This window comes from Chitinophaga chungangae (assembly GCF_017742215.1).
GTDB lineage: Bacteria > Bacteroidota > Bacteroidia > Chitinophagales > Chitinophagaceae > Chitinophaga > Chitinophaga chungangae.
The window spans coordinates 490,752-510,062 of the sequence record NZ_JAGHKP010000003.1; the positions used below are offsets into that span (position 1 = coordinate 490,752).

A 19,311-nucleotide genomic window follows, 5' to 3' on the forward strand; every position below is an offset into this window, starting at 1 on the left:
GTTTTAGATGGCGCAAGAGTAGAAAAGGGATGTAAACGTTGTGTGAAGCGCAGGTTATGATTTTGTTATTTATCTTTATTGAAACGAACAGAACCATGCTGAAGCGACTTTTTATCCTGGCTAACTTAACCATATGCAGCCTGGCGGTTTTCAGCCAGGTGCCCATCCAGGTGATGGAATCGGGGCACATTACGATCAAGGCGAAAGTAGATGGGGTGGAAGGGAATTTTATCCTCGACACCGGCGCGGGCCTTACGGTATTCACGAAGAAGTTTTTTGAGAAGATACCGCATAAATCCCCGGTAGACGGTGGTTTTACGGCGCATCGCGCTACGGGCGAGCGGCTGGATATCGATCTTTACAAAGTCTACGATTTCCAGCTGGGGGCTTTGCATAAGTCGGAAGACGAAGTAAGTTTCCTCGACATCAATCTCGGCGGCCTCGACGGTATTCTTTCACTGAAACTATTCGAACAGCAGCCTTTCACGATCGATTTCACCAAAAAAGAACTGGTGCTGGAAACGGAACGTTCCTTGTCCAACGCGAGAATGTCCGGCGAGCGTATTCCCTTACAACTGGAGCAGTCGCGCGGCAAAGCGCTGGACATATTCGCGTATTTCAGGGTGAACGATTCGCTGACGCTGCAGCTGTGCCTGGACAGCGGGGCGGGTAAAGACGTGTACCGTTTCAATTCAAAATACCTGCAAAAGCTCGGGCTGAAAGCGATCGATTCCACCGAACGAAAAAGCGAGATCAATACTTCTTTTGTTTCCAAAACCTACCGCGCCAACGTGGCAAAACTCGCGGCGGAAAGATCGCCGTCGATTGCGGTTACCGCATTCCGTGCGCAGTTCGTGGACGGGCTGATCTACGACGGCATCATGTGGATCAACTGGCTGGGATCGCGCATCACCGTGGACATCCCGGGAAAGGAACTGGTAGTGGTGAAATGATCATTGTCGGATAGTGAGCGCTTCCGCCGGGTTATTGACGGTCAGCATTCGTATGTCCGTTTCCGTGAAACCGTTTTTTTTCAGCATCGGTATGAATTGTTCCCACAGGAAATTATAGTCCCTGAAACGCCCGCCGTTGGGCTGGCCTACGTTATACCAGCCGGCGTCGTGCGAGAGGAGTGTTCTGTGCAGCAATCCTTGTTGTTTAAGCAATGTCAACCTTGAGAGGTAGTCGTCGGCGGATGAGGAACCAAGCCCATCCAGCGAAATAAAGGCGCCTTTTTTGGCCAGCCGTTCGTGGATGGAGCGGTCCTTTTCATTTTGCGCATGCACCCAAACGTAATTTTCCAGGCTTAAGCCATTGGATTGAAGGATAGCCGCTTCTTCCAGCGCGGCGGCGCCATCGCCGGTATGTATCCATACGGGCAAACCGGTGGCTTTGCATGTAAGCGCCGCCGCCTGCACGATCTTCTTTTGTAAAGGCGTCAGCGGCCCTTTATCGACGCCGCTTTTGATGAATCCCGGCTTCACGCCCGTGTTGCCGATCCCATGCGTGTATTCTTTGATCCACATTTCCGCGAGCTCGCCTGCGGTGGACGTTTCCACGTATGCGGGGAGATATTTATGTCCTGCCGCGCCGTACAGCCCGGTATTTGTAATGAACGTGATCCCGGAGGCTTTGGAAAGCCGCTTCAGCAGCAGCGGGTCGCGGCCGAGGAAGTTGGGTGTGCATTCTCCCATAGCGCTGCAACCGAGCGTTTTCAGTTTTTGAAGATAAGGCAGTACGATGTTGAACACTTCGTCCGGCTGATACCTTCCCGGTTTAATCTTGTCCGCGCCTATAAAATCCACCATCACATGTTCATGCGGCAGCACCGGCCCGAGCGCGGAAGGTTGTATCGCACCGTTCACCGTCATGATGAAAGGTGCTTTGGAAGCGGCTTTCAGCCAGGTGGCCGTGCCCAGCGCGGCGGGCAGCAGGGTGAGGAAATGTCTGCGGGAAAGGGTCATCATCCTAAAGATATTGTTTCTTTTGAAGAGGGTTTGAAATTTAAATAGCTGGTTTTCAACCAATTCTTATATCCGCTCAAAAAAATATTTCTCCGCAACCGAACGATTGCATATATTTGCAACCGAACGATTGCGAATTAAACTCCGAACCATGAGAAGAGACGTATTCCAGGCCATCGCCGACCCCACTCGCCGGCAGATCATCAACCTGATCGCCCAGCAAAGCCTGACGCCCAATGCCGTGGCAGACAGCTTCGATGTGAGCCGGCAGGCGATTTCCAAACATATCAAAATACTCACCGAATGCGGCCTGATCGTGATCAACCAGCAGGGGAGAGAACGGTTTTGTTATATCCAGGCGGAAAAACTAAACGAAGTAAGCGACTGGCTCGAAGGTTTCAGGCAATTGTGGCAGCACCGCTTCGAGAAACTGGACAAGGTCCTGGCAGATATGCAAAAACAACCCAAAAAATAAAGGCATGAAAACGAACAATCAAACCAAAGTAACCGCGGAGCCGGGCAAACAGGAGCTTTTTATCACCCGCCAGTTTGAAGCCCCGAGGGAGCTCGTATTTAAAGCGTTTACCGACCCCGGTATTGTATCGCAGTTCCTCGGCCCCCGCGATATGGTAATGACGATCGATCATTACAACATGAAGACCGGCGGGAGCTACCGTTACATCCACACCGATCCGGCCGGCAACGAATACGCGTTCAACGGCGCCGTGCATGAAGTGACCTTCCCGGAAAGAATGATCCAGACCTTCGAATTCGAAGGCCTGCCGGAAAGAGGCCATGTAAGCCTGGACACCGCTTTGTTCGAACCGCTTCCCGGCAACCGCACGCAGCTCACCATGCATTCGGTATTCCGCTCCGTAGCCGACCGCGACGGCATTGTGGCCGCTGGCATGGAACGTGGCATCAGGGAAGGTTTCGAGCGGCTCGACGAATTTTTTGTAAAAAACAGCTGATCATTTCTAAAACCAAACTATATGAAACAATTCTGGATCAATCTCCCAGTCAAAGACGTAAAAAGGTCAAAAGAATTTTTTGGCAAACTGGGCTTTCAATTCAATCCCCAATACGGCGACCAGCCTAACTCCGCCAGCCTGCTGCTCGGCGATAAAGGCGTGGTGGTGATGCTGTTCGACGAGCCTACTTTCAAAGGGTTTACCAACACGGAAGTGGCAGACAGGAAACAAACCGAAGTGTTGCTTTCCATCGACGCGCAAAGTAAAGAGGAAGTGGACGAAATGGCAAAAAAGGCTGTGGAAGCGGGCGGTGCCAGCAGTCACAAACCTTCGCAGATGCAGGGCTGGATGTATGGCTGCGTATTCTCGGACCCCGACGGCCACCGTTGGAACGTGCTGTACATGGACATGAGTAAGATGCCGAAATAAGCTGAAGAACATTTATTTCGATTCAGAAAGCCTTCAGTGTATGCTGAAAGCTTTTTGAGTTTGTGCGCATTCTTCGTTTACGCCAGGTGCATCACATACCCCAATGCGCCTTCTCCGCCCAGTACCATCGTTTTTTCCTCTTCTTTGAGAAGGATGTCGAGCCGCACGTCCAAAGCGGCCGGTACAAAATAAGCCACCAGCCAGCGCAGGATCTTTTCGAGGCGGGCGCCGGGCAATAATTGCAATGCCTGCTTCGAAGAAACAGGGCCTGCCGCGATCACGACTTCCCCGTCTCCTTCGGCGAACGAATCGCCGCAGATCATGTCTACGCCCAGCGTACAATCGCCAGCGCGGTTGCCGTTCAGCGGTGTGCCGGTCATGTTATGAAGCGGGGTGCCGACGGTTACGCTGACGGGCATTTGCAGCAGCAGCTCGGTGATGCTGGCCAGTTTTTCCATAACGCCTTTGGTTTCGTTGAGGTAGGGGATCATGTGCAGGAAAATATTGGCCTGCTGCTGATCGAGCAACGGGAAAATTTCCCAGGCGGAATGAAAAATGCGGATGAGGTCGTCATAAATACTTTTTTTATCGATCTTGTTTTCCCGCAGTTCAATGAGAATGCGAAACAGGTTGATCTCGGCTTCCAGCGGCAGGAAAAATTTCCGCGCTTCTTTTTCTTCCTGTTTATGCCGCCTGATCTGGCCGATGATCTCATCGGTGGTGCGGGTGGACGAATAAGGAACGGGCTGATGGAAAAGCCCTTCCGGCAGCATGTCGTACAAACCCTCGCGGCTGCTGCGGATGCAGAGCATTTGTTTGCCGCTGCCTTCGGGAGTGAACCATTCCACGCTCAGCACGTCTTTGGCGAAGTTGCGGCGGCTGTTGCCGGAAGGCCAGATGAAAATGTCTTCCGGGCTGAAGCCCGATTCCACCAGCTCGGCCGCCAGCACAGAGGCTTTGTAGTCCGTCTCGAAGTTGTTGAGGTTGAAAGATCGGGAATTGTCGTTCATGACAGAAATTGATCGTTCTGGAAATGTATGATTAGCACTTGCAAGCAGATGGATGCTGCCTCACTCCGTCAATCCAGCAAACTCCACGAGCTGCGCACGCGCGTTTGTTCCACCAGTTTCTGCTCCGCCACCACGATGTTCTCTTTCCGCTGGCCGATAAATTCAAGACTGGCCAGTTTGTTCCACAATGCGGCAAGCACCTGCATGCAGCTGTTCACCTGCTCCAGCGAAATCCGGATGTTGTAATGATCGTACACCACATCGATCGTGCGCATGAGCAGGTCTTCGAAATTGCCCGGCGTAACGTCTTTCCACTCGTAAAAATATTTCAGCATCTCTTCTTTTTCCCGCGCACCCGGGTAGTGCAGCGACGTATGGAAGATGTGCGCGAGGTTGGAAAAACAATTCACCAGCATCACCGGCGGCTGTTGATGCACGATGTTGCGGTACGGGAAAAATATCTGCGCGATATAATCCAGCAAACGTTCCGCGAGCATTTTGATGTTGGAAGCCAGCGGCGTGCGGTTGTCTCGCGCGGCCACTTTTTCGATGATGCGCAGGCTGCTGAGCTGTATTTCGTTGAGCAGGATGCTGAAACGCTCGTAATACCGGATCAACCCGGGGTGACTGATAACGGCCGCCGATGGCGGGATGTACAATTCGTTCACCGTTGTGCGGCCGTTTTGCCGGGTGAGTTGACCGATCACAAGATGATGCAGGCCCATTTCCGCGGCTTCCACCTGCGAAGCGGGCAATATATTCAGTTCGTAATGATGCGCGGCATAAGGATGGCGCGGCGGCGTTTCCTCCGGGTCGGGCACGCCCGCGGGCACACGTTCGTACGGGTTCATCGCCAGTACGATGCTGTAGGGAATGTTTACGTTTTCCGCCTCATCGTCTGCCTGGAAACTGAACTGTTTCACCAGCTGATGATCATATTCCTGCGGCATAAAATGGAACCGCACACCGCCGGACGTAATGGCGTTGCAATGCCGCAGCCGCACTTCCACCTGGCCCGCCATCCGCTCGGTGATCTCGAAATCGCAGGAAAGGCGCTGGCCGCGGTAAGGCGGCAGCAAACCGAAATCGTAACTGCGCAGGAAAACGGACGCGGTATCGCGCAGCGTATCCGTAAAATGATTTTCCGTATCGTTGAACTGGCGGCGGGAAATTTTCATTCCATCCACCCAGTTCACAGCATGGTGTTTGACAGGATATAACATAAGAATTCCGTTTCTGTGTAATGCCTCAGAGTATCACCACCCTGTCTTCCCCCGCGGCTTCGTGCTGCAGGCGGGTAACTCTCCGGGCGAAAATGGTATACTTTTCCCTGACCTGGTTCTTACCCACGCTGAGCGCCGGGTCTATAAACTGTTTCCTCCTGAAGAAAGACGGCTTCAGGTAAAATATCCAGCCGTATGCCTCGCCTTCCTCCGAACGGAAATGAATGCCGTTGCGGGGGAATTTGACATTGTAGTCGTCGATGAATTTTTTGAACCACTCGCCGAAATTCATTTCCGGCGGGGCTTTTACTTTTACTTTCAGCGGCGAAGGATCGGCCGCGCCTTTGAACAATTCCACTTCCAGTACTTTCAGCTTGTCGAGATCAACATCGTACATGTCCAGCAGCGGCGCTTTTTCAGGATAATACCATACGGTGTAGATCTCTGACGGGATGTCCGTCATGGCAATGTATGCCCACCAAAATACCGGCGGCACAAAAAACGCCAGCACCGAAGAGCCGGCCAGCCAGCCGTAATCGAGGCCATTGAAGCGGTTGAACACGAGCTGGAACAGGTAAATGCCGAGCAGTCCTACGATGAGGCCGAACAACACCAGCATGCCTTTGCGTTCCACGAGCGTTTCCGGCATATGCCGGTTCAGTATCACAACAGCCGTAACGCCCAGCAGCAGGTATGCGATCTGTGCGAGCAAATATCCCCAGGGCATAAACTGCAGCCCGAGCAAACCAAAAAATCCCGGCAGGCCCAGTGCGAGGCCGGTCAGCAAAAGGGCTACCACCAGCCGGCGGCTGCCCATGATGCGGTTCTTTTTGTTCAGCACGATCATTACCGCCGCCATGATCACGGCGATCAGCGGGAACAGAATATAACTGACGAAGGTCGATTTTACATCCATAATTATGGTCAACAGTTCGGATTATCTCAATCAAGGAATATACGGTAGCTCGCCTGTATGCCGCTGCGCGTGTTCAGTTTGTGCAGCAGCTGCTTGCCGGCGAGCTCCCATTCCTCGCGTGAATAAGGGTGATTGGGCGCCTGCGTGATATATACGTCGGTCGTTTTTTTTAAGCCTTCTTTCGGATGAACGGACGCCATCACGCCGCGCTTCACTTTCACTTCGGCCAAACGCTGGCCCAGCTCATGTTTACAGAAATTGCGGATGTCGTCTTCCGTCACGATCCTGTCCCGCGTGGTAAGCGCATATTTGTACGCCTGCAACAGGTCTCCCTGGTCTGCCGCCCTGCGCCCGCCCGCCGGTTTGCTCACCAGCTGCAGCGAATCCGCCCGCGTGCCCGCGCCTTCGAACTGCGTCAGTGCCAATCCGCCGCGAAGCTGGTGCGCGGCTTCGCTTTGCGTGGTCCAGTATTCGAGGTACATCACTTCCACGGCCTGCTGCGGTTTTACGATCACATAACGGGTGGATTCGGTCATGTCGCTAAGACTGTGCCGCGCTTTCTGCTCCACCAGCGCAATGTTCTGCCGCAGGTTCCGGAGCACGTCGGTGAGGAAGTCGTAGCCGTATGCGGAAAACGCCGCGCTTTCGTCGCGCAGCAGCTCGAACAGGTAATCGATCATTTCGCGCGCGTTGCGGCTGTCGAACCGTTCGGCGCCGCCCAGCCGCACGGAATATGAATCTTCTTCCTGCGCCGCGCCGTCGTTGTACGACACGGGATGGTATTGCCTGCCTTTGCTGTCGGTCAGCTGGTGCACGCTGAAAAAAGATTCGTTCAGCTCCGGTTTCACGGGTATGATGCTGCCGATGCCCCTGAAGCGGTGTTTGATCTTGTGCAGGCGGCGGTTGAGCACGGGAAAGGTGTTCAGCTGCACGTCCATATTATCGAGCAGTGGCTGCTGCAATGCCGCGGGCATGGTAAGCCGCAGCCAGAGCAGCGGCTCCTGCAGGCGGTTCAGGTCGTTTTCCGCGAAGACGCCCTCAAACTCCGCAGGGTAGAATTGCTGTGCTTGTTCCTGCAGGTGGAGGGAGACGGTCAGGAAATGATCGCGGTAATATTCCATCACGTCGCGGATAATGACGGGCATGGTATCGAACGCGATGGTTTTGCCGAGCAGCCCGCGCGCGGAAGAAAGCGCGTCCGCATCGAAAGGGAAGCCGTTTTCCGCGGGCAATATTTGCCCGTTCACTGCGCATTCGCTGAGCGCCAGCAGTTTATAATATTCGTGATCGAAAGAAAAATGCGGCCAGTTGAAATACAACGGAAATTTTTCTTCCCCCGTTATCCCGCTGCCGGCGCGTATCCCGAGCCATACGCTGCGCCCCGGGAGAAATCCCTGCGCGGCGGCCTGCAAATTTTTCCCCTTTTTGAGGTCGTAGTGGTACAGCCGGTTGCCGGTAGCAAGGTATTGCACCTGTGCGTCGTGTATGCGTGCGGGCACGGCGGGCGTAAAGAACACGTCCTGCGCGGCGCCGGTATCGCCCGGTTTGCGCGGGCCATATATAAAATGTGTATGATCGGGCAACGTTTCGGAAGCGTCGAGCGGAACGGCCTGCATGAGCGCATGCGCGGGCAGGGGCGCGGTGAGCAGGTCCGGCGTGAGCAGCGAGGCCAGCTTGCCCAGCAGGCGCTTCTCGGTGTTGCGCAGGTCGTTGCCGAGACTGTACAGTTCCGCGCTGAGCGCTTCGACCAGGAGGCGCACCATCGGGTCCAGCTCGGCGGCGGAGCGGATGCCCCAGAAATCCGCCGCGCTTTGCAGCATGCGGGCGCGGATGTCTTCCCGCGATGTATAATGTAAAGGAAACTGCATAATTTATTCAGATGACAGCGGGCTCAAAAAAAGTGCCGTAGTGAATACGTAATTTTCTCCCGTGGCGGCCAGCTTCCCGGTAACGGTCACTTCCGCCTTTTTTTTGATCTCCGTGATGCGCCGCAGCGGGAACACCTTTTCAACGTCTTCCACTTTCAGGAATGCCTCTACGCCAGTCAGTCTCGTTTCCTGCGTGCGCACGCTGCGTTTGATGCCCTGCGCCATTTTATCTTCCCACATCGCTTCGTTGACGATCAGTTCAAAATCAAGCTCCCAGATCTCGCAACCGAAATCAGGATCGAAGCGGTGCTCGCCGAAGCGCGAGAAAATGATCAGTTCAATATGCTGGCTGATAGAAACGCCCGCATCGCAGGTTTCAAGGGGCTGGTGGGCATACAGCCTTTTGAAGTCGAACGGTTTTTTATAAAATATGGCATTCATGTGGTTAACAGGTTACTTCATTCAAATCTAAATAAATTCGCGATAAATTCATTTTTCAGCATAATTTTTGTTTGTATCTTCGGAACCACGGGAGATGATTTGCATATTAGTTAACCTTAATATGAAAAGCCTGGTGACGCGCAACATAGAGACCATATAGAAGAAACCATACTGGAACCCAGCGCCCGTTGTTCTTGAATTGTATAACCCGGTTACCCAAACATTTGGCCGTATCCGAAAGCCTGAAACCATGATTTATGAAGCCTGTCAATCAGCATGAACTGAATAAGGGATATTTCAACTTCATCATTCATTTCGTTGTGCTCGTGCTTTTCGTCGTGCTGTGCGCGGCCGGATTTTTTATGACTTCCCGCCAGGAGCTGAAGCTGCTTTCCGCGCAGGCGCACCGTTACGACCAGCAGGCATACCAGCGCGAAGAGCTTACCGCGCGTTTCGACCAGGTGCTGCACAAGCTGCGCGCACTAAGCCAGTACGTGAATGCGGATGCGCGCGAGCTCAGCAACCAGGCGCTGCTGATCAACGGCGTGCAGGTGGAAAACAACCGTGTGCGCGGCATGCTGGAGGCCGAACGCGGCCAGCCCGCACCGGGCCATGAATTGTACGGGAAAATGACGCGGCAGGTGGTGGCGCTCGCCAGCCTGAAAGATTCCCTTTCGCAAACCCGCTTCAGCACCGAAAGCCTTCGCCAGCAATTGGATGCATGCGGGCTCGCCACCAAAAATGCCATCAAAAAACTGAACCGGTATTAACGGTCAGGCAGTTTGTTTTTTATCATCCCAAACCCAAGCATACGTTTAAATGGCGCATCTGAGCATCAAAGAAAGGCAGGAACAGTTCATTTTCCTGTTCATCCTCACCCTCGTTACCACCGGCCTGCTGGCCTGGCTGCTTTTTGGCGCCGGCAATCACGCCGCGGGAAATATGAAGCAAAAATTATCGCAGCGTATGCTGGAAGAGGAACAATTCTCCAAAGCCGTGGCGGAAGTGCAGCCCATGGTCGATTCTACTTACAAAAGGATCATGGATTTCGATCCCACAGTAACGGCGCTGTTCCTTGAATCGGACATCCTCAACGCCATCGCGGGCATCAAAGCAGCGTACCAGCGCAAAGCGCACGACCTGAAATACAAGACCTTCAGCCAGGAAGCGCAGCTGCTGGAAATTCTCTTTTACGATAAAAAAGAACTGCGCGGCAATTACCGCAACATTCAAAAGCTCGAGCAGGACCTGGAGAATTGCAAACTCTCGCAGCGCGGCCTCCAGGAAGCCTTCATCAGCAGAAACCGCCAACAACCCTAACGGATAAAGATCAATGGAAGGAACTACACAGCATAAGGCCGTACGGACAGACAACCGGAACCGCATATACCTCTACATCATCCTCGCCGTGCTGGCGCTGGCGGTGGTTTTCCTGCTCGTCAAGCTGCTGATGGGCAACCGGGAGATCAACGCCCGCCTGCTGCGCAACGAAATATTCCTGAACGAAAACCTCGTGTATACAGACAATACGCCCGGTTCCGAAGAATGGAAATGGGAATTCGGGGACGGCAGCCGGTCGAAGGAACAAAGCGGGTATTACCGCTTCAAAGAAGCCGGCACTTACCTGGTGAGGCTTACGGTAGACCAGTCGCTGCAACAGCAGTTTGCCGTGGTGGTGAAAGACACGGTGCCGCTCGCGCTCACGGACAGTATCCGCATTTCCGGCCCCACCGCGGGCGTTACCGGCATGCAATTGCGGCTGGAAGCGGAAGGCGATGCGAATATCTTCGAATGGTCTTTCGGCGAAACCGGCCGCGTAGACGCGAAAGGCCGGAACGCTTATTACACCTACCGTTCGCCGGGAAGGTACACGGTGGCGCTGCAGACGGACAAAAGCCCGGTGCCCGTGTACACGGTGCTGAACATCACGGAGCCGGTGACGGACATCGGGCTGGTAGACCCGAACGCGGGCGGGCAGGCGTTGATGGACGATTTTAAAACAAGGCTCCAGGCTATCGCCAACGGCGCCAACTTCAATACGCATTATTATTATCTCGTCCGCAAATACCTCTGCAACGGCGAAAAGACCACTGCGCAGGCGGAAGACGAGACCGGCAAAAAGAACACGGATTTTTATTCCTATTGCATCGGCCTCACGTTCAGCAAAAACGTGGTGATAGATGAAGTGAGCCTCACCCTCGCACCCTCGCGGTGCGTAAGCCTGGTGCAGGTAAAGCAGCATCGCCGGCAATGATATTTTCGACTATTTAAACTGCCAGTAAGCAATGAGAGGATTTTTGGTTTTATTGACCACTGTATGCTGCCTTCAGGCAAAGGCCCAGTTCTACGCCGGCAAACGGATCGCGCGGATGCCGGGCAATTTCCGCTACCCGACCCCCGAAACAAAAGACCCCGCCGGCAAACCCGCCGCCACCGCATGGATCGTATTTTCGGACCGGGCGGACAATTACACCACCACCACGCCCGGCGGCTCGCTGGTGTTCAAAAAGCTCGGTTTTATGCAGCCCTTTTTTGTAAGCGATGAAAAAGATGGGTACCTGCGCCTCGTGAAATACGATCCCTCCGTGCTGAAAGGCACCCGGCTGAAAGACAAACGCAAAGCCGTGAGTTATGGCTGGCTGCCAAGGAATAAAGTATTGATGTGGCAAAAAGCGCTCACGGACGAACGCACCGGTTTTCCCATCAAAGCCGTTACCATTATCAGCAGCGGCGACCCGATCGCCCGGCCGGAATTTTATTTCGCACACGATTCCGTGATCGTGTTCAATTCTCCCGGGTTGCAAACCAAAGCGGAAGAAAAACTGAAACTGCACGACCTGGTGTATGTCTACAAATTTTCGGAAGACGGGCGCAAGGCGCTGGTGGGCCATGCCAGCCAGCTGACGGCAGATAGCGCTGCGGCGGCCGTTTCGGGCTGGGTGTCTTCAGATGTGGTGCATCTCTGGGGCAGCAGGTTGTACGTGGGAAATGAAAGAGTGTCCAATTACGAAGAAGATTCCGCCGCCGCAAAATATTTCAGCAGCAGGCTCACGCCCGCGAGGCCCGGCGGTGGGAAATTCGAATACGATCCGCTGCTGCCGCAGGGCAACCCCGTATTCCGCTCCATTCCCGTGATGCAGCACAAAGGGCTCGGCGTTGCCACGCATGCTTTTCCTTCTTCCATCGCCGGCAATGTGTTCGACAAGTCAGGCAATACGGTGATCAATATCAAAGGCACGCGCATCGATTATAACAATTACCTGCGGCTCCGCCGCTTCGGCAACCGGGTGAACGTGATGTTCGTGGTAGACGGCGGCAGCAGCATGAAAAATTATCTTCCCGGCATTACCAATACCATCCAGAACTTTGCGGACATCTTCGGGAAAAAGGCCTTTTCCAACTACGAATACCGCTTTGGCGCCGTGGTCTATCGCGGCAACGAAGGCTGTTATCAAAGCAAGGCGACCAATACCTTCGAGCCTACCGGCAATTACAGCCGCATCGTGGATTTCATCAACCAGCAGGCCGCTATCACCCAGCAATGCAGCGGCGCCGTTACCAACCAGCCTTATTACGATGGCCTTCAACAGGCAGTGAATGTATTGAAGAAATACCCGATGCAGACAAACATCATCATCGTGGCGGGCAGTACCGGCAACCTGAAAGGCAATGCCACGGAAGACCTGCTGGTGCGCGGGCTTACCGAAACGGATGCGCGCATGCTCATTTTCCAGGTCTACAACAAGTTCGATCCCTCGTTCAATAATTTCGTGCTCGAATCGCGGCAATTGCTGGAAAGAGCGGCGCAGCAACAGGCGGAGAATAAAAAACTGCGCATGGTGAAAGGCGAAGGGCTGGCGGTGACGCAGCAATTCAATACTTCATACACCGATTCCGTATCGTATTATCTCAATTATCCCGACGGCAGCCTGATACCCGGCGCCATCGTGTTCCCGGCGCGCGGCGAAGTAAAAACGAACCGCGAAATGATGATCGCGCTCGACCGTTTTCTCGGCGAAGTGTATACGGACAACAAACAGATCATCACCTCGCTGGACAGCGTGTTCATGACCTCCGGCCGCCTCCGCGAAAAGATCCCCGAGCCGGTGATGAACAGCATCAACCAGGCCGGCGTAACGCTGCCGCGCGATTTTGGGGAACAGCTGCCGCACAACGCTTTTAAATATTATTTCGATGTGAACGCCAAAGAAGGCATCGTAACGAAAAACGCGCCGGTGCAGTTCGCCATCCTGCTGAGCCAGGACGAAATGATCCAGCTCACCGACCTGCTGTCGCGCCTTTCGGGCGACAACCTGCAGCAGGACAGCAAGGCGTTTCGCAAGATGCTCTACAGAACTTACGTGAACTATGGCGCCAGTCAGTGGAAAGGCAACAGCACCCGTTCACTCGTCAAAAACATGAAACTGCCCGCTTACATCGAAAAGGCCACAGGCATGCCCGTAGACGCGGGAGAGCTGGGCGCTTTCAACGTGAGAAGCATCAAAAACGGCATGAGCGGCGAACAGTTCGAACAGTTGGTGACCTATCTCCGCAAATGCAACCAGGTATTGAAAGTGCAGCTGCAAACCGGTGATTATTTTATTTCGAACGGCCGGCCGTACTTCTACGTGGTGCAGGAAGACTGGAAATATGGCAGCAGGGAACCCGTTTCCGTGGCCGCCGCAAAAGACAATGAATGACCATGAATTTTCTGAACCTCAGCGAATCCGTCAAACACGCCGTGCATGTGGCGCAGGGCCTGGCGAAAGAAAGGAAACACGCGAGCTACGGCCCGCCGCACCTGCTGGCCGGCCTGCTGCACCGCGAAACGGGCCTGCGGCCCTTTTTGCAGGCGATCAACAAAGATGCGGGTTACCTGCAGGAATGGGCGGAAGTGCGCATGGACGAATACCCGAACGTGCAGACATTATCTTCCGATGTAAAAGGCACGCCGGAGATCTCGGACGTGCTGGAAGAAGCGGACGACGTACGCCTGCGCATGGGCCTCGACCTGATCACGCCCATATGCGTGCTGGCGGCGATCAGCAAGCCCAATACGGGTTTTCCTGCAGAGCAGATGAAATCCTACCCGTTGAAAGAACGTGAGCTGATCAGCCAGTATCTGGACGACAGCGCGCCGGTCACGAACGGCGTGCAGGTTGCGGAAGAAGAAACAACGATAGCGGGCTCGCTCGCGAAATATTGTATCGACAGAACGAAAGAAGCCCGCGGCGGCCATCGCGACCCGATCATCGGTCGAGATACGGAACTGCGGATGGTAATGGAAATACTTTGCCGGCGCACCAAACCCAACGTGATTATCACCGGCGATGCGGGTGTGGGAAAGACCGCGCTGGTAGACGGTTTGGCGCAACAGGTCGTGTCGGGCAACGTGCCGGAAGCGTTAAAAGACGCGGCCATTATGGAACTGGATACGGGCAGCCTGATCGCCGGCGCCGCGTACAAGGGCGAAATTGAAGACCGGTTAAAAGGCATCATCGCGGAGATCAAACGTTCCGGTAAAGTGATCCTTTTTATCGACGAGATCCATAGCTTGCTCGACCCAAAAGGCTCGATCGGCAGCGGGGCAGGCAACCTGCTGAAACCGGAGCTGGCGCGTGGGGACATCACCGTGATCGGCGCCACCACCATCGAAGAGTTCAGAAAACTGATAGAGCCTGAAAAAGCCTTCAGCCGCAGGTTTGAGATCGTGCAGGTGGCCGAGCCGGACGACAATACCGCTATCCGCATGCTGGAATGCCAGCTGCCGCTTTACGAACAGCATCACCGGTTGAAGGTGGAAGAAGGCACAGTGCAGGAATGCGTGCGGCTCGCCAGGCGATACATGAAAGACCGCCGGTTGCCGGACGCCGCGTTCGACCTGCTGGACAGAACGATGGCAGCCATCAGGATGATGAATGAAACTTCTTCGAAAGAACTTGAACAGCTACGGTTGTTTTTACAGGAAGAAACGGACACCGCGAAAGTATATACGGACATCAACCGGCGGATAAGCCCGGTGCTGCTGGGGAAGCTGGACAGCGTTCCGCCTGAAGGCGGCGCAGACAGACCATACCTGGAAAAAATGTTGCAAACGCTTTCAGGGCTGGCCGCAACGCAGGCCGAAAGCACCGGCCCGCAGGACGTGGCGGCGGTGGTGGCGTTTAAAACGGGCATCCCCATCGGGAAGATACAGGCGGGAGAGAAAGAGAAACTGATGAACATGGAAGGGCATTTGAAACAACGCGTAGTGGGGCAGGACCATGCGCTGAAAGCCTTGTCTGCCGCTATTCTTGAATCGCGCAGCGGATTGGGGAAGAAAAACCAGCCGATCGGCTCGTTTTTCCTGCTCGGGCCTACCGGTACCGGCAAAACGGAGCTGGCGAAGTCTATCGCGGAATTTTTGTTCAACGACGAAAAGGCGATGATCCGTTTTGACATGAGCGAGTTCAAGGAAGAACATTCCGCGGCATTGCTGTACGGTGCGCCGCCCGGTTACGTAGGGTACGAGGAAGGCGGCCTGCTCGTGAACAAGATAAGACAACAGCCGTATGCGGTACTGTTGTTTGATGAAATTGAAAAAGCGCATCCTTCCGTGTTCGACATTTTTCTCCAGATCATGGACGAAGGCATTATCCACGACCGGCTTGGGAAGGAAGGCGATTTCAGCAACGCGCTTATTTTGTTCACTTCGAACATCGGCAGCGAATGGGTCACGGAGCAGTTTAACAACAATAAGATCCCCACTGGTGCGCAGTTGATGGAGCTGATGACAAAACATTTCAGGCCGGAATTTTTAGCGCGGCTGTCGGAGATCGTGCCTTTCAGTCCGATCACGGAAGAGAACGTGGTGAAAATATTTCATATACAGCTCAAGAGTTTGCTGGACGCATTGGGGCGTCAGCAGATCGCGCTGGAGATCAGCGAGGAGGCCGGAAAGGCCCTGGCACTAAGCAGTTTCACGCCCAGGTATGGCGCGCGGCAGATCTCCGGGGTGATCAGGAACAAACTGCGCAGGCCTATCTCGCGGCACATTATTGCGGGGGAGCTCGGAGCGGGGCAGAAGATAAAAGTCGGCCTGGCAAACGGAAGCGAAGAACTGGAATGGAAGATAGAATCATCGTAAAAAATTAATGTCGTTTTGAATTGTTTTGAATCAAAAGACTTATTTTTATACAGACCCGAATTAATTTGTTAATCTATTATCTCAAAAAAGTTCAGATATGTTCAATTATGAAATCGGCGGAAACGAACGTAAAGTGGATGCATCAGAAGCATTCGTAGACATATCGCCCAACAAGACTTTATTTATTCAGCAGTTAACCGACACCGACCCGGTGAAGCCCGAGATCGTGGAAGGGCTCAAAACGGAAGAAGAAGTGTTCCGTCATTTTAAACCCAGTGTGGGCGTTAGTTTCGAGAATATCGACGGTTCGTCGAAAGACGAGACGCTCCGGTTTGATCATCTCGGCGATTTTTCCATAAAGAACATGGTGCAGCAAAGCGGCACGCTCAGCAATCTGAAAGTGGAAAGCGATATGTACCTGAACATCATACGCCAGCTGAAAACGAACAAAACATTAAAAGCGACGCTCGAAAACCCTGACACCCGCCAGGCATTCGCAGCCGCTTTGGAGAACCTTGCTAAAGAATTGCAGCAGCATACCTGATACGCACGACGATTGTTTTTTGACCTTTTTACGAAAGGACCATATACTTTAATTAATACCGCTGTTCCGCTGCTGGACAGTTAAAACCGTACTTCATGTCAGTACCCAACGAAAGAACGCAGGAAGCCCGGCAGGATCAGCCCGGCCTGCAACACGCCATTCCCACGGAAACCGCGCTCTCGCTCGACGAAAGTTTGCAGAAGCTCGTGAAAGCAGGAGGGTTCGATTTTCTCGAAGCCATTCTCGACGGCCTGCAAAATCTTAACCCCGAAAGAAAGGCGAGGAAAAAAATATTCCTGACCGACCAGGACAAAACGGCGGAACGCAAAGAACTGCTGAAGAAAATACAGATCTGGCAGGAATTGCTGCAACGGCAGGGCACGCTCAGCGAACTGAAAGAGGAATGCCAGCAGAAGGCGGACGAAACGGACGCGTTGCTGAAAAAGAACATCGGTCATGCGCTGGAAGCCACACGCAACCTCGAACAGGCTTACCGTACCGTGCATCTTTTTTTCAAGAACACGGAAAGCGATAAACTGGCGAACGTAGCGATCCTCAATGCTTCGATGGACCAGCTGGCCGATCTGGACAACCCGCGTTTTATCGAACATGTGGCGGCCGAGCTGAAACAGAACTACGACCGGCTCGACCTGCGGGATAACTATTCGTTGCTGGTGGTGCCCGGTTACCTGGGTTCCAACAAGGTGCTGGAACGCTGGGCGAAAATCGCGCATGCCAACAAAGCCATGCTGGTAACGGATTTCGTAAACCTCGACCAGCCGGACGATGTGATCGACCTGTTCACGGCGGCCAATCTTACCGGCGGCGACGTTTTCCGCTCCAACGTGATCATGACCTGCAACTGGCTGGTAGGCCGTGGCAAGGTGGAGGAAGCGGGAGAGGAAGACGATCTGCATGTGCCTGGATCTGCCGCGCTGGCGGGCAAAATGTATTATACGCTGATGAGCCAGGTAACGGCTGGCAAAAAACACGGCGGCATGAACGAGGCGGACGGCGTGCGGTTCGACCTGAAGAAAAGCGAGATCTCGCAGCTGGAAAGGCTGGGGCTGGTGCCGATGGTGAATGAATACGGGAAGGTGATGGCATTTTCGGCCAAAACGCTTTTCAACGGCGATAACATCGGGCTGCAAACGTACTCCGTGGTGCGGGTGTTCGACTATATCACCAAAGTATTGTTCGATTTTTTGAACAGGAGGGCGTTCGAGAACTGGAATACGAAGACCGAAAGCGATCTCCGCCAGCAGATCGTGCGTTTCCTGGACAGCATACAGGGGCCGGAACGACTGATCGAGCGTTTTAAGATCATGCGTTTTGAACGGGACGAGGTGCAGAAAGACCGCATCCACCTTGACATACATATCACGCCTTATTTCCCGGCGAAGAGTTTCGTGGTGAAGCTGGACGGGCATAAGGGGGAAGACGAGCATACCACCTGGAATACGGAGTATGCGGCGCAGGCCTAGCCCGTTTTGATATGAACGGCCGAATGTTATATTTGCAGGTATAACATGAAGCAGCTGTTAATATTACATGGAGATGCAGACAAGGCGGGCATCAATCATGAATTTGCAAAGGCGTACCGGAAGGGCGCGGAGGAAGCGGGAGCGACGGTGAAGGAGTTGTTTATCATGGATCTCAAGTTCAACAGCAATAAACAATTCTCCAACCAGATCACGCCGCTTGAGCCGGACTTGCAGGCCGCGCTGGAAAAGATACGCTGGGCGACGCACCTGGTGTTGTTTTGCACGGTGAACCATGATTCGATCCCGGCGAAACTGTCCGGTTTTTTTGACCGTCTTTTTCTGCCGCCGCAGGGCGTTTCGACCGGGCCGTCGTCGGGCCCGGGCTGGTACCCGGGTAAATCGGCGCGCATCGTGTCGGTGCTGGATGAAGACAGCTGGCGGGAATGGCAGCAAACGAAGCAGCCGACCTATCATTCCATTAAAAGGAATGTGATGGAGCGTTGCAGGATCATGCCGGTGCGCACATGCACGATCGGTTTCGTGCATTCGCCGGAGAATGATTATGCAAAAAAATGGATCGGGAAAATGCATGCTTTCGGTCAAAAATTCATGTAAAATTTAACGCGCTGAAACGCTTGCTGAAAGAATTTTAGTTTATTTTTAAGTCAACAGATATATTGTTTGGAACTCGGAAGAACCGCTGACTGATAGCTCAGATACTGCCATAGAAAAGGAAACCATACGAACCCGTTATAGTAACCATATTCATTTTTTTTTCGTTGACCTATAAATTTTAATTAACATGGCATTCAATGCAAGATTAAACATGGCAGGTAAGCAGTACGACGTACTGAGCTGCAGTTACACCCTCAACAGGGATGTAGACCACAAGGGCCGCCCTTCCTCAGGCGTTTACGGCGGCACCATCGACGTGGAAGTCGAATCCACTGAAGACACGTCCATCATCGAAGCGATGGTGAACAGCCAGTACAAGCCTTTCTCCGGCACTGTGCTTATCAAAAAAACAGAAGAAGACGCGAAGATGAAAGAAGTGACATTTGAAGGTGCTTACATCGTCAAATACACGGAAGGCCTCAACGTGATCGGCGCCGACCCGATGAAACTCAAATTCACGATCTCCGCCCGCAAAATGAAGCTGGGCAGTGCCGAGCACGTGAACGACTGGCCTGATGGAAAAGCCTAGTCTCCCTCCTGATTTTCCCTGCCTTGATCTCAAATGACCCATCCGCGTTCGCATGTTTGTATGCGAAGCGTGGTTGCGTTTGAAGGCCGGTGAAAACGAACCATTTTTTTCAGCAGTAAATTTTAAACATT

19 protein-coding genes are annotated in these 19,311 nt (G+C 53.5%); 13 read left to right on the forward strand and 6 right to left on the reverse strand.

Annotated elements, in window-relative coordinates:
• Window positions 1-95: 95 nt before the first annotated feature.
• Window positions 96-953 (forward strand): aspartyl protease family protein, encoded by an 858-nt coding sequence (locus tag J7I43_RS16350; protein WP_209146923.1) that lies wholly within the window; start codon window positions 96-98, stop codon window positions 951-953.
• Here J7I43_RS16350 and J7I43_RS16355 read toward each other — a convergent pair whose 3' ends face one another.
• A complete protein-coding gene (locus tag J7I43_RS16355; protein WP_209146924.1) occupies window positions 954-1,967 on the reverse strand; it encodes a phosphotriesterase family protein in 1,014 nt (337 codons plus the stop codon).
• A 148-nt stretch (window positions 1,968-2,115) separates the two neighbouring features.
• Between J7I43_RS16355 and J7I43_RS16360 the strand changes: the two genes are divergently transcribed.
• Genes J7I43_RS16360 through J7I43_RS16370 form a run of 3 tightly spaced genes read left to right on the forward strand, consistent with a single transcriptional unit; the run spans window position 2,116 to window position 3,364 of the window.
• Window positions 2,116-2,439 carry an ArsR/SmtB family transcription factor gene (locus tag J7I43_RS16360; protein ID WP_209146925.1) on the forward strand — a complete coding sequence of 108 codons (324 nt, stop codon included), beginning with the start codon at window positions 2,116-2,118 and terminating at the stop codon, window positions 2,437-2,439.
• 4 nt (window positions 2,440-2,443) lie between these two features.
• Complete coding sequence (locus tag J7I43_RS16365; RefSeq protein WP_209146926.1) at window positions 2,444-2,935, forward strand: SRPBCC family protein; 492 nt, start codon at window positions 2,444-2,446, stop codon at window positions 2,933-2,935.
• 21 nt (window positions 2,936-2,956) lie between these two features.
• Window positions 2,957-3,364: a VOC family protein gene (locus J7I43_RS16370; RefSeq protein ID WP_209146927.1), complete on the forward strand. Its 408-nt coding sequence runs from the start codon at window positions 2,957-2,959 to the stop codon at window positions 3,362-3,364.
• 77 nt (window positions 3,365-3,441) lie between these two features.
• Here the strand turns inward: J7I43_RS16370 and J7I43_RS16375 are convergent, their stop codons facing one another.
• The 5 genes from J7I43_RS16375 to J7I43_RS16395 all read right to left on the reverse strand — a co-directional run bounded on the left by J7I43_RS16375 (window position 3,442) and on the right by J7I43_RS16395 (window position 8,822).
• Window positions 3,442-4,374, reverse strand: a complete 933-nt coding sequence (locus J7I43_RS16375; RefSeq protein WP_209146928.1) for a type VI secretion system baseplate subunit TssG — start codon at window positions 4,372-4,374, stop codon at window positions 3,442-3,444.
• Window positions 4,375-4,442: 68 nt separating this feature from the next.
• Entirely contained in the window at window positions 4,443-5,597 is a 1,155-nt protein-coding gene (locus J7I43_RS16380; RefSeq protein ID WP_209146929.1) for a hypothetical protein, read from the reverse strand.
• A gap of 25 nt (window positions 5,598-5,622) precedes the next feature.
• On the reverse strand, window positions 5,623-6,513 hold the full coding sequence (locus J7I43_RS16385) for a TssN family type VI secretion system protein (RefSeq protein ID WP_209146930.1): 891 nt from the start codon (window positions 6,511-6,513) through the stop codon (window positions 5,623-5,625).
• Between the two features lie 26 nt (window positions 6,514-6,539).
• Window positions 6,540-8,381 carry a type VI secretion system baseplate subunit TssF gene (locus J7I43_RS16390; protein ID WP_209146931.1) on the reverse strand — a complete coding sequence of 614 codons (1,842 nt, stop codon included), beginning with the start codon at window positions 8,379-8,381 and terminating at the stop codon, window positions 6,540-6,542.
• 3 nt (window positions 8,382-8,384) lie between these two features.
• Entirely contained in the window at window positions 8,385-8,822 is a 438-nt protein-coding gene (locus J7I43_RS16395) for a GPW/gp25 family protein (RefSeq protein ID WP_209146932.1), read from the reverse strand.
• Window positions 8,823-9,079: 257 nt separating this feature from the next.
• On the opposite strand from J7I43_RS16395, the gene J7I43_RS16400 reads away from it, so the two are divergent.
• The 9 genes from J7I43_RS16400 (at window position 9,080) to tssD (ending at window position 19,180) form a co-directional block, all read left to right on the forward strand.
• Window positions 9,080-9,592, forward strand: a complete 513-nt coding sequence (locus tag J7I43_RS16400; protein WP_209146933.1) for a hypothetical protein — start codon at window positions 9,080-9,082, stop codon at window positions 9,590-9,592.
• A 49-nt stretch (window positions 9,593-9,641) separates the two neighbouring features.
• On the forward strand, window positions 9,642-10,142 hold the full coding sequence (tssO, locus tag J7I43_RS16405; protein WP_209146934.1) for a type VI secretion system TssO: 501 nt from the start codon (window positions 9,642-9,644) through the stop codon (window positions 10,140-10,142).
• 13 nt (window positions 10,143-10,155) lie between these two features.
• A complete protein-coding gene (locus J7I43_RS16410) occupies window positions 10,156-11,076 on the forward strand; it encodes a PKD domain-containing protein (RefSeq protein WP_209146935.1) in 921 nt (306 codons plus the stop codon).
• A 31-nt stretch (window positions 11,077-11,107) separates the two neighbouring features.
• Window positions 11,108-13,522 carry a type VI secretion system protein TssR domain-containing protein gene (gene tssR, locus J7I43_RS16415; protein ID WP_209146936.1) on the forward strand — a complete coding sequence of 805 codons (2,415 nt, stop codon included), beginning with the start codon at window positions 11,108-11,110 and terminating at the stop codon, window positions 13,520-13,522.
• The gene (locus tag J7I43_RS16420; protein WP_209146937.1) at window positions 13,519-15,948 is read left to right on the forward strand and encodes an ATP-dependent Clp protease ATP-binding subunit; all 2,430 of its coding nucleotides are present in this window, start codon (window positions 13,519-13,521) and stop codon (window positions 15,946-15,948) included. Before tssR ends, J7I43_RS16420 begins: the two co-directional genes overlap by 4 nt.
• A 97-nt stretch (window positions 15,949-16,045) precedes the next feature.
• Window positions 16,046-16,492, forward strand: a complete 447-nt coding sequence (locus tag J7I43_RS16425) for a type VI secretion system contractile sheath small subunit (protein WP_209146938.1) — start codon at window positions 16,046-16,048, stop codon at window positions 16,490-16,492.
• A 95-nt stretch (window positions 16,493-16,587) separates the two neighbouring features.
• The gene (locus tag J7I43_RS16430) at window positions 16,588-17,976 is read left to right on the forward strand and encodes a DUF5458 family protein (RefSeq protein WP_209146939.1); all 1,389 of its coding nucleotides are present in this window, start codon (window positions 16,588-16,590) and stop codon (window positions 17,974-17,976) included.
• A 45-nt stretch (window positions 17,977-18,021) separates the two neighbouring features.
• Entirely contained in the window at window positions 18,022-18,591 is a 570-nt protein-coding gene (locus J7I43_RS16435; protein WP_209146940.1) for an NAD(P)H-dependent oxidoreductase, read from the forward strand.
• A 187-nt stretch (window positions 18,592-18,778) separates the two neighbouring features.
• Window positions 18,779-19,180, forward strand: a complete 402-nt coding sequence (gene tssD, locus J7I43_RS16440; RefSeq protein WP_209146941.1) for a type VI secretion system tube protein TssD — start codon at window positions 18,779-18,781, stop codon at window positions 19,178-19,180.
• Window positions 19,181-19,311: the final 131 nt, after the last annotated feature.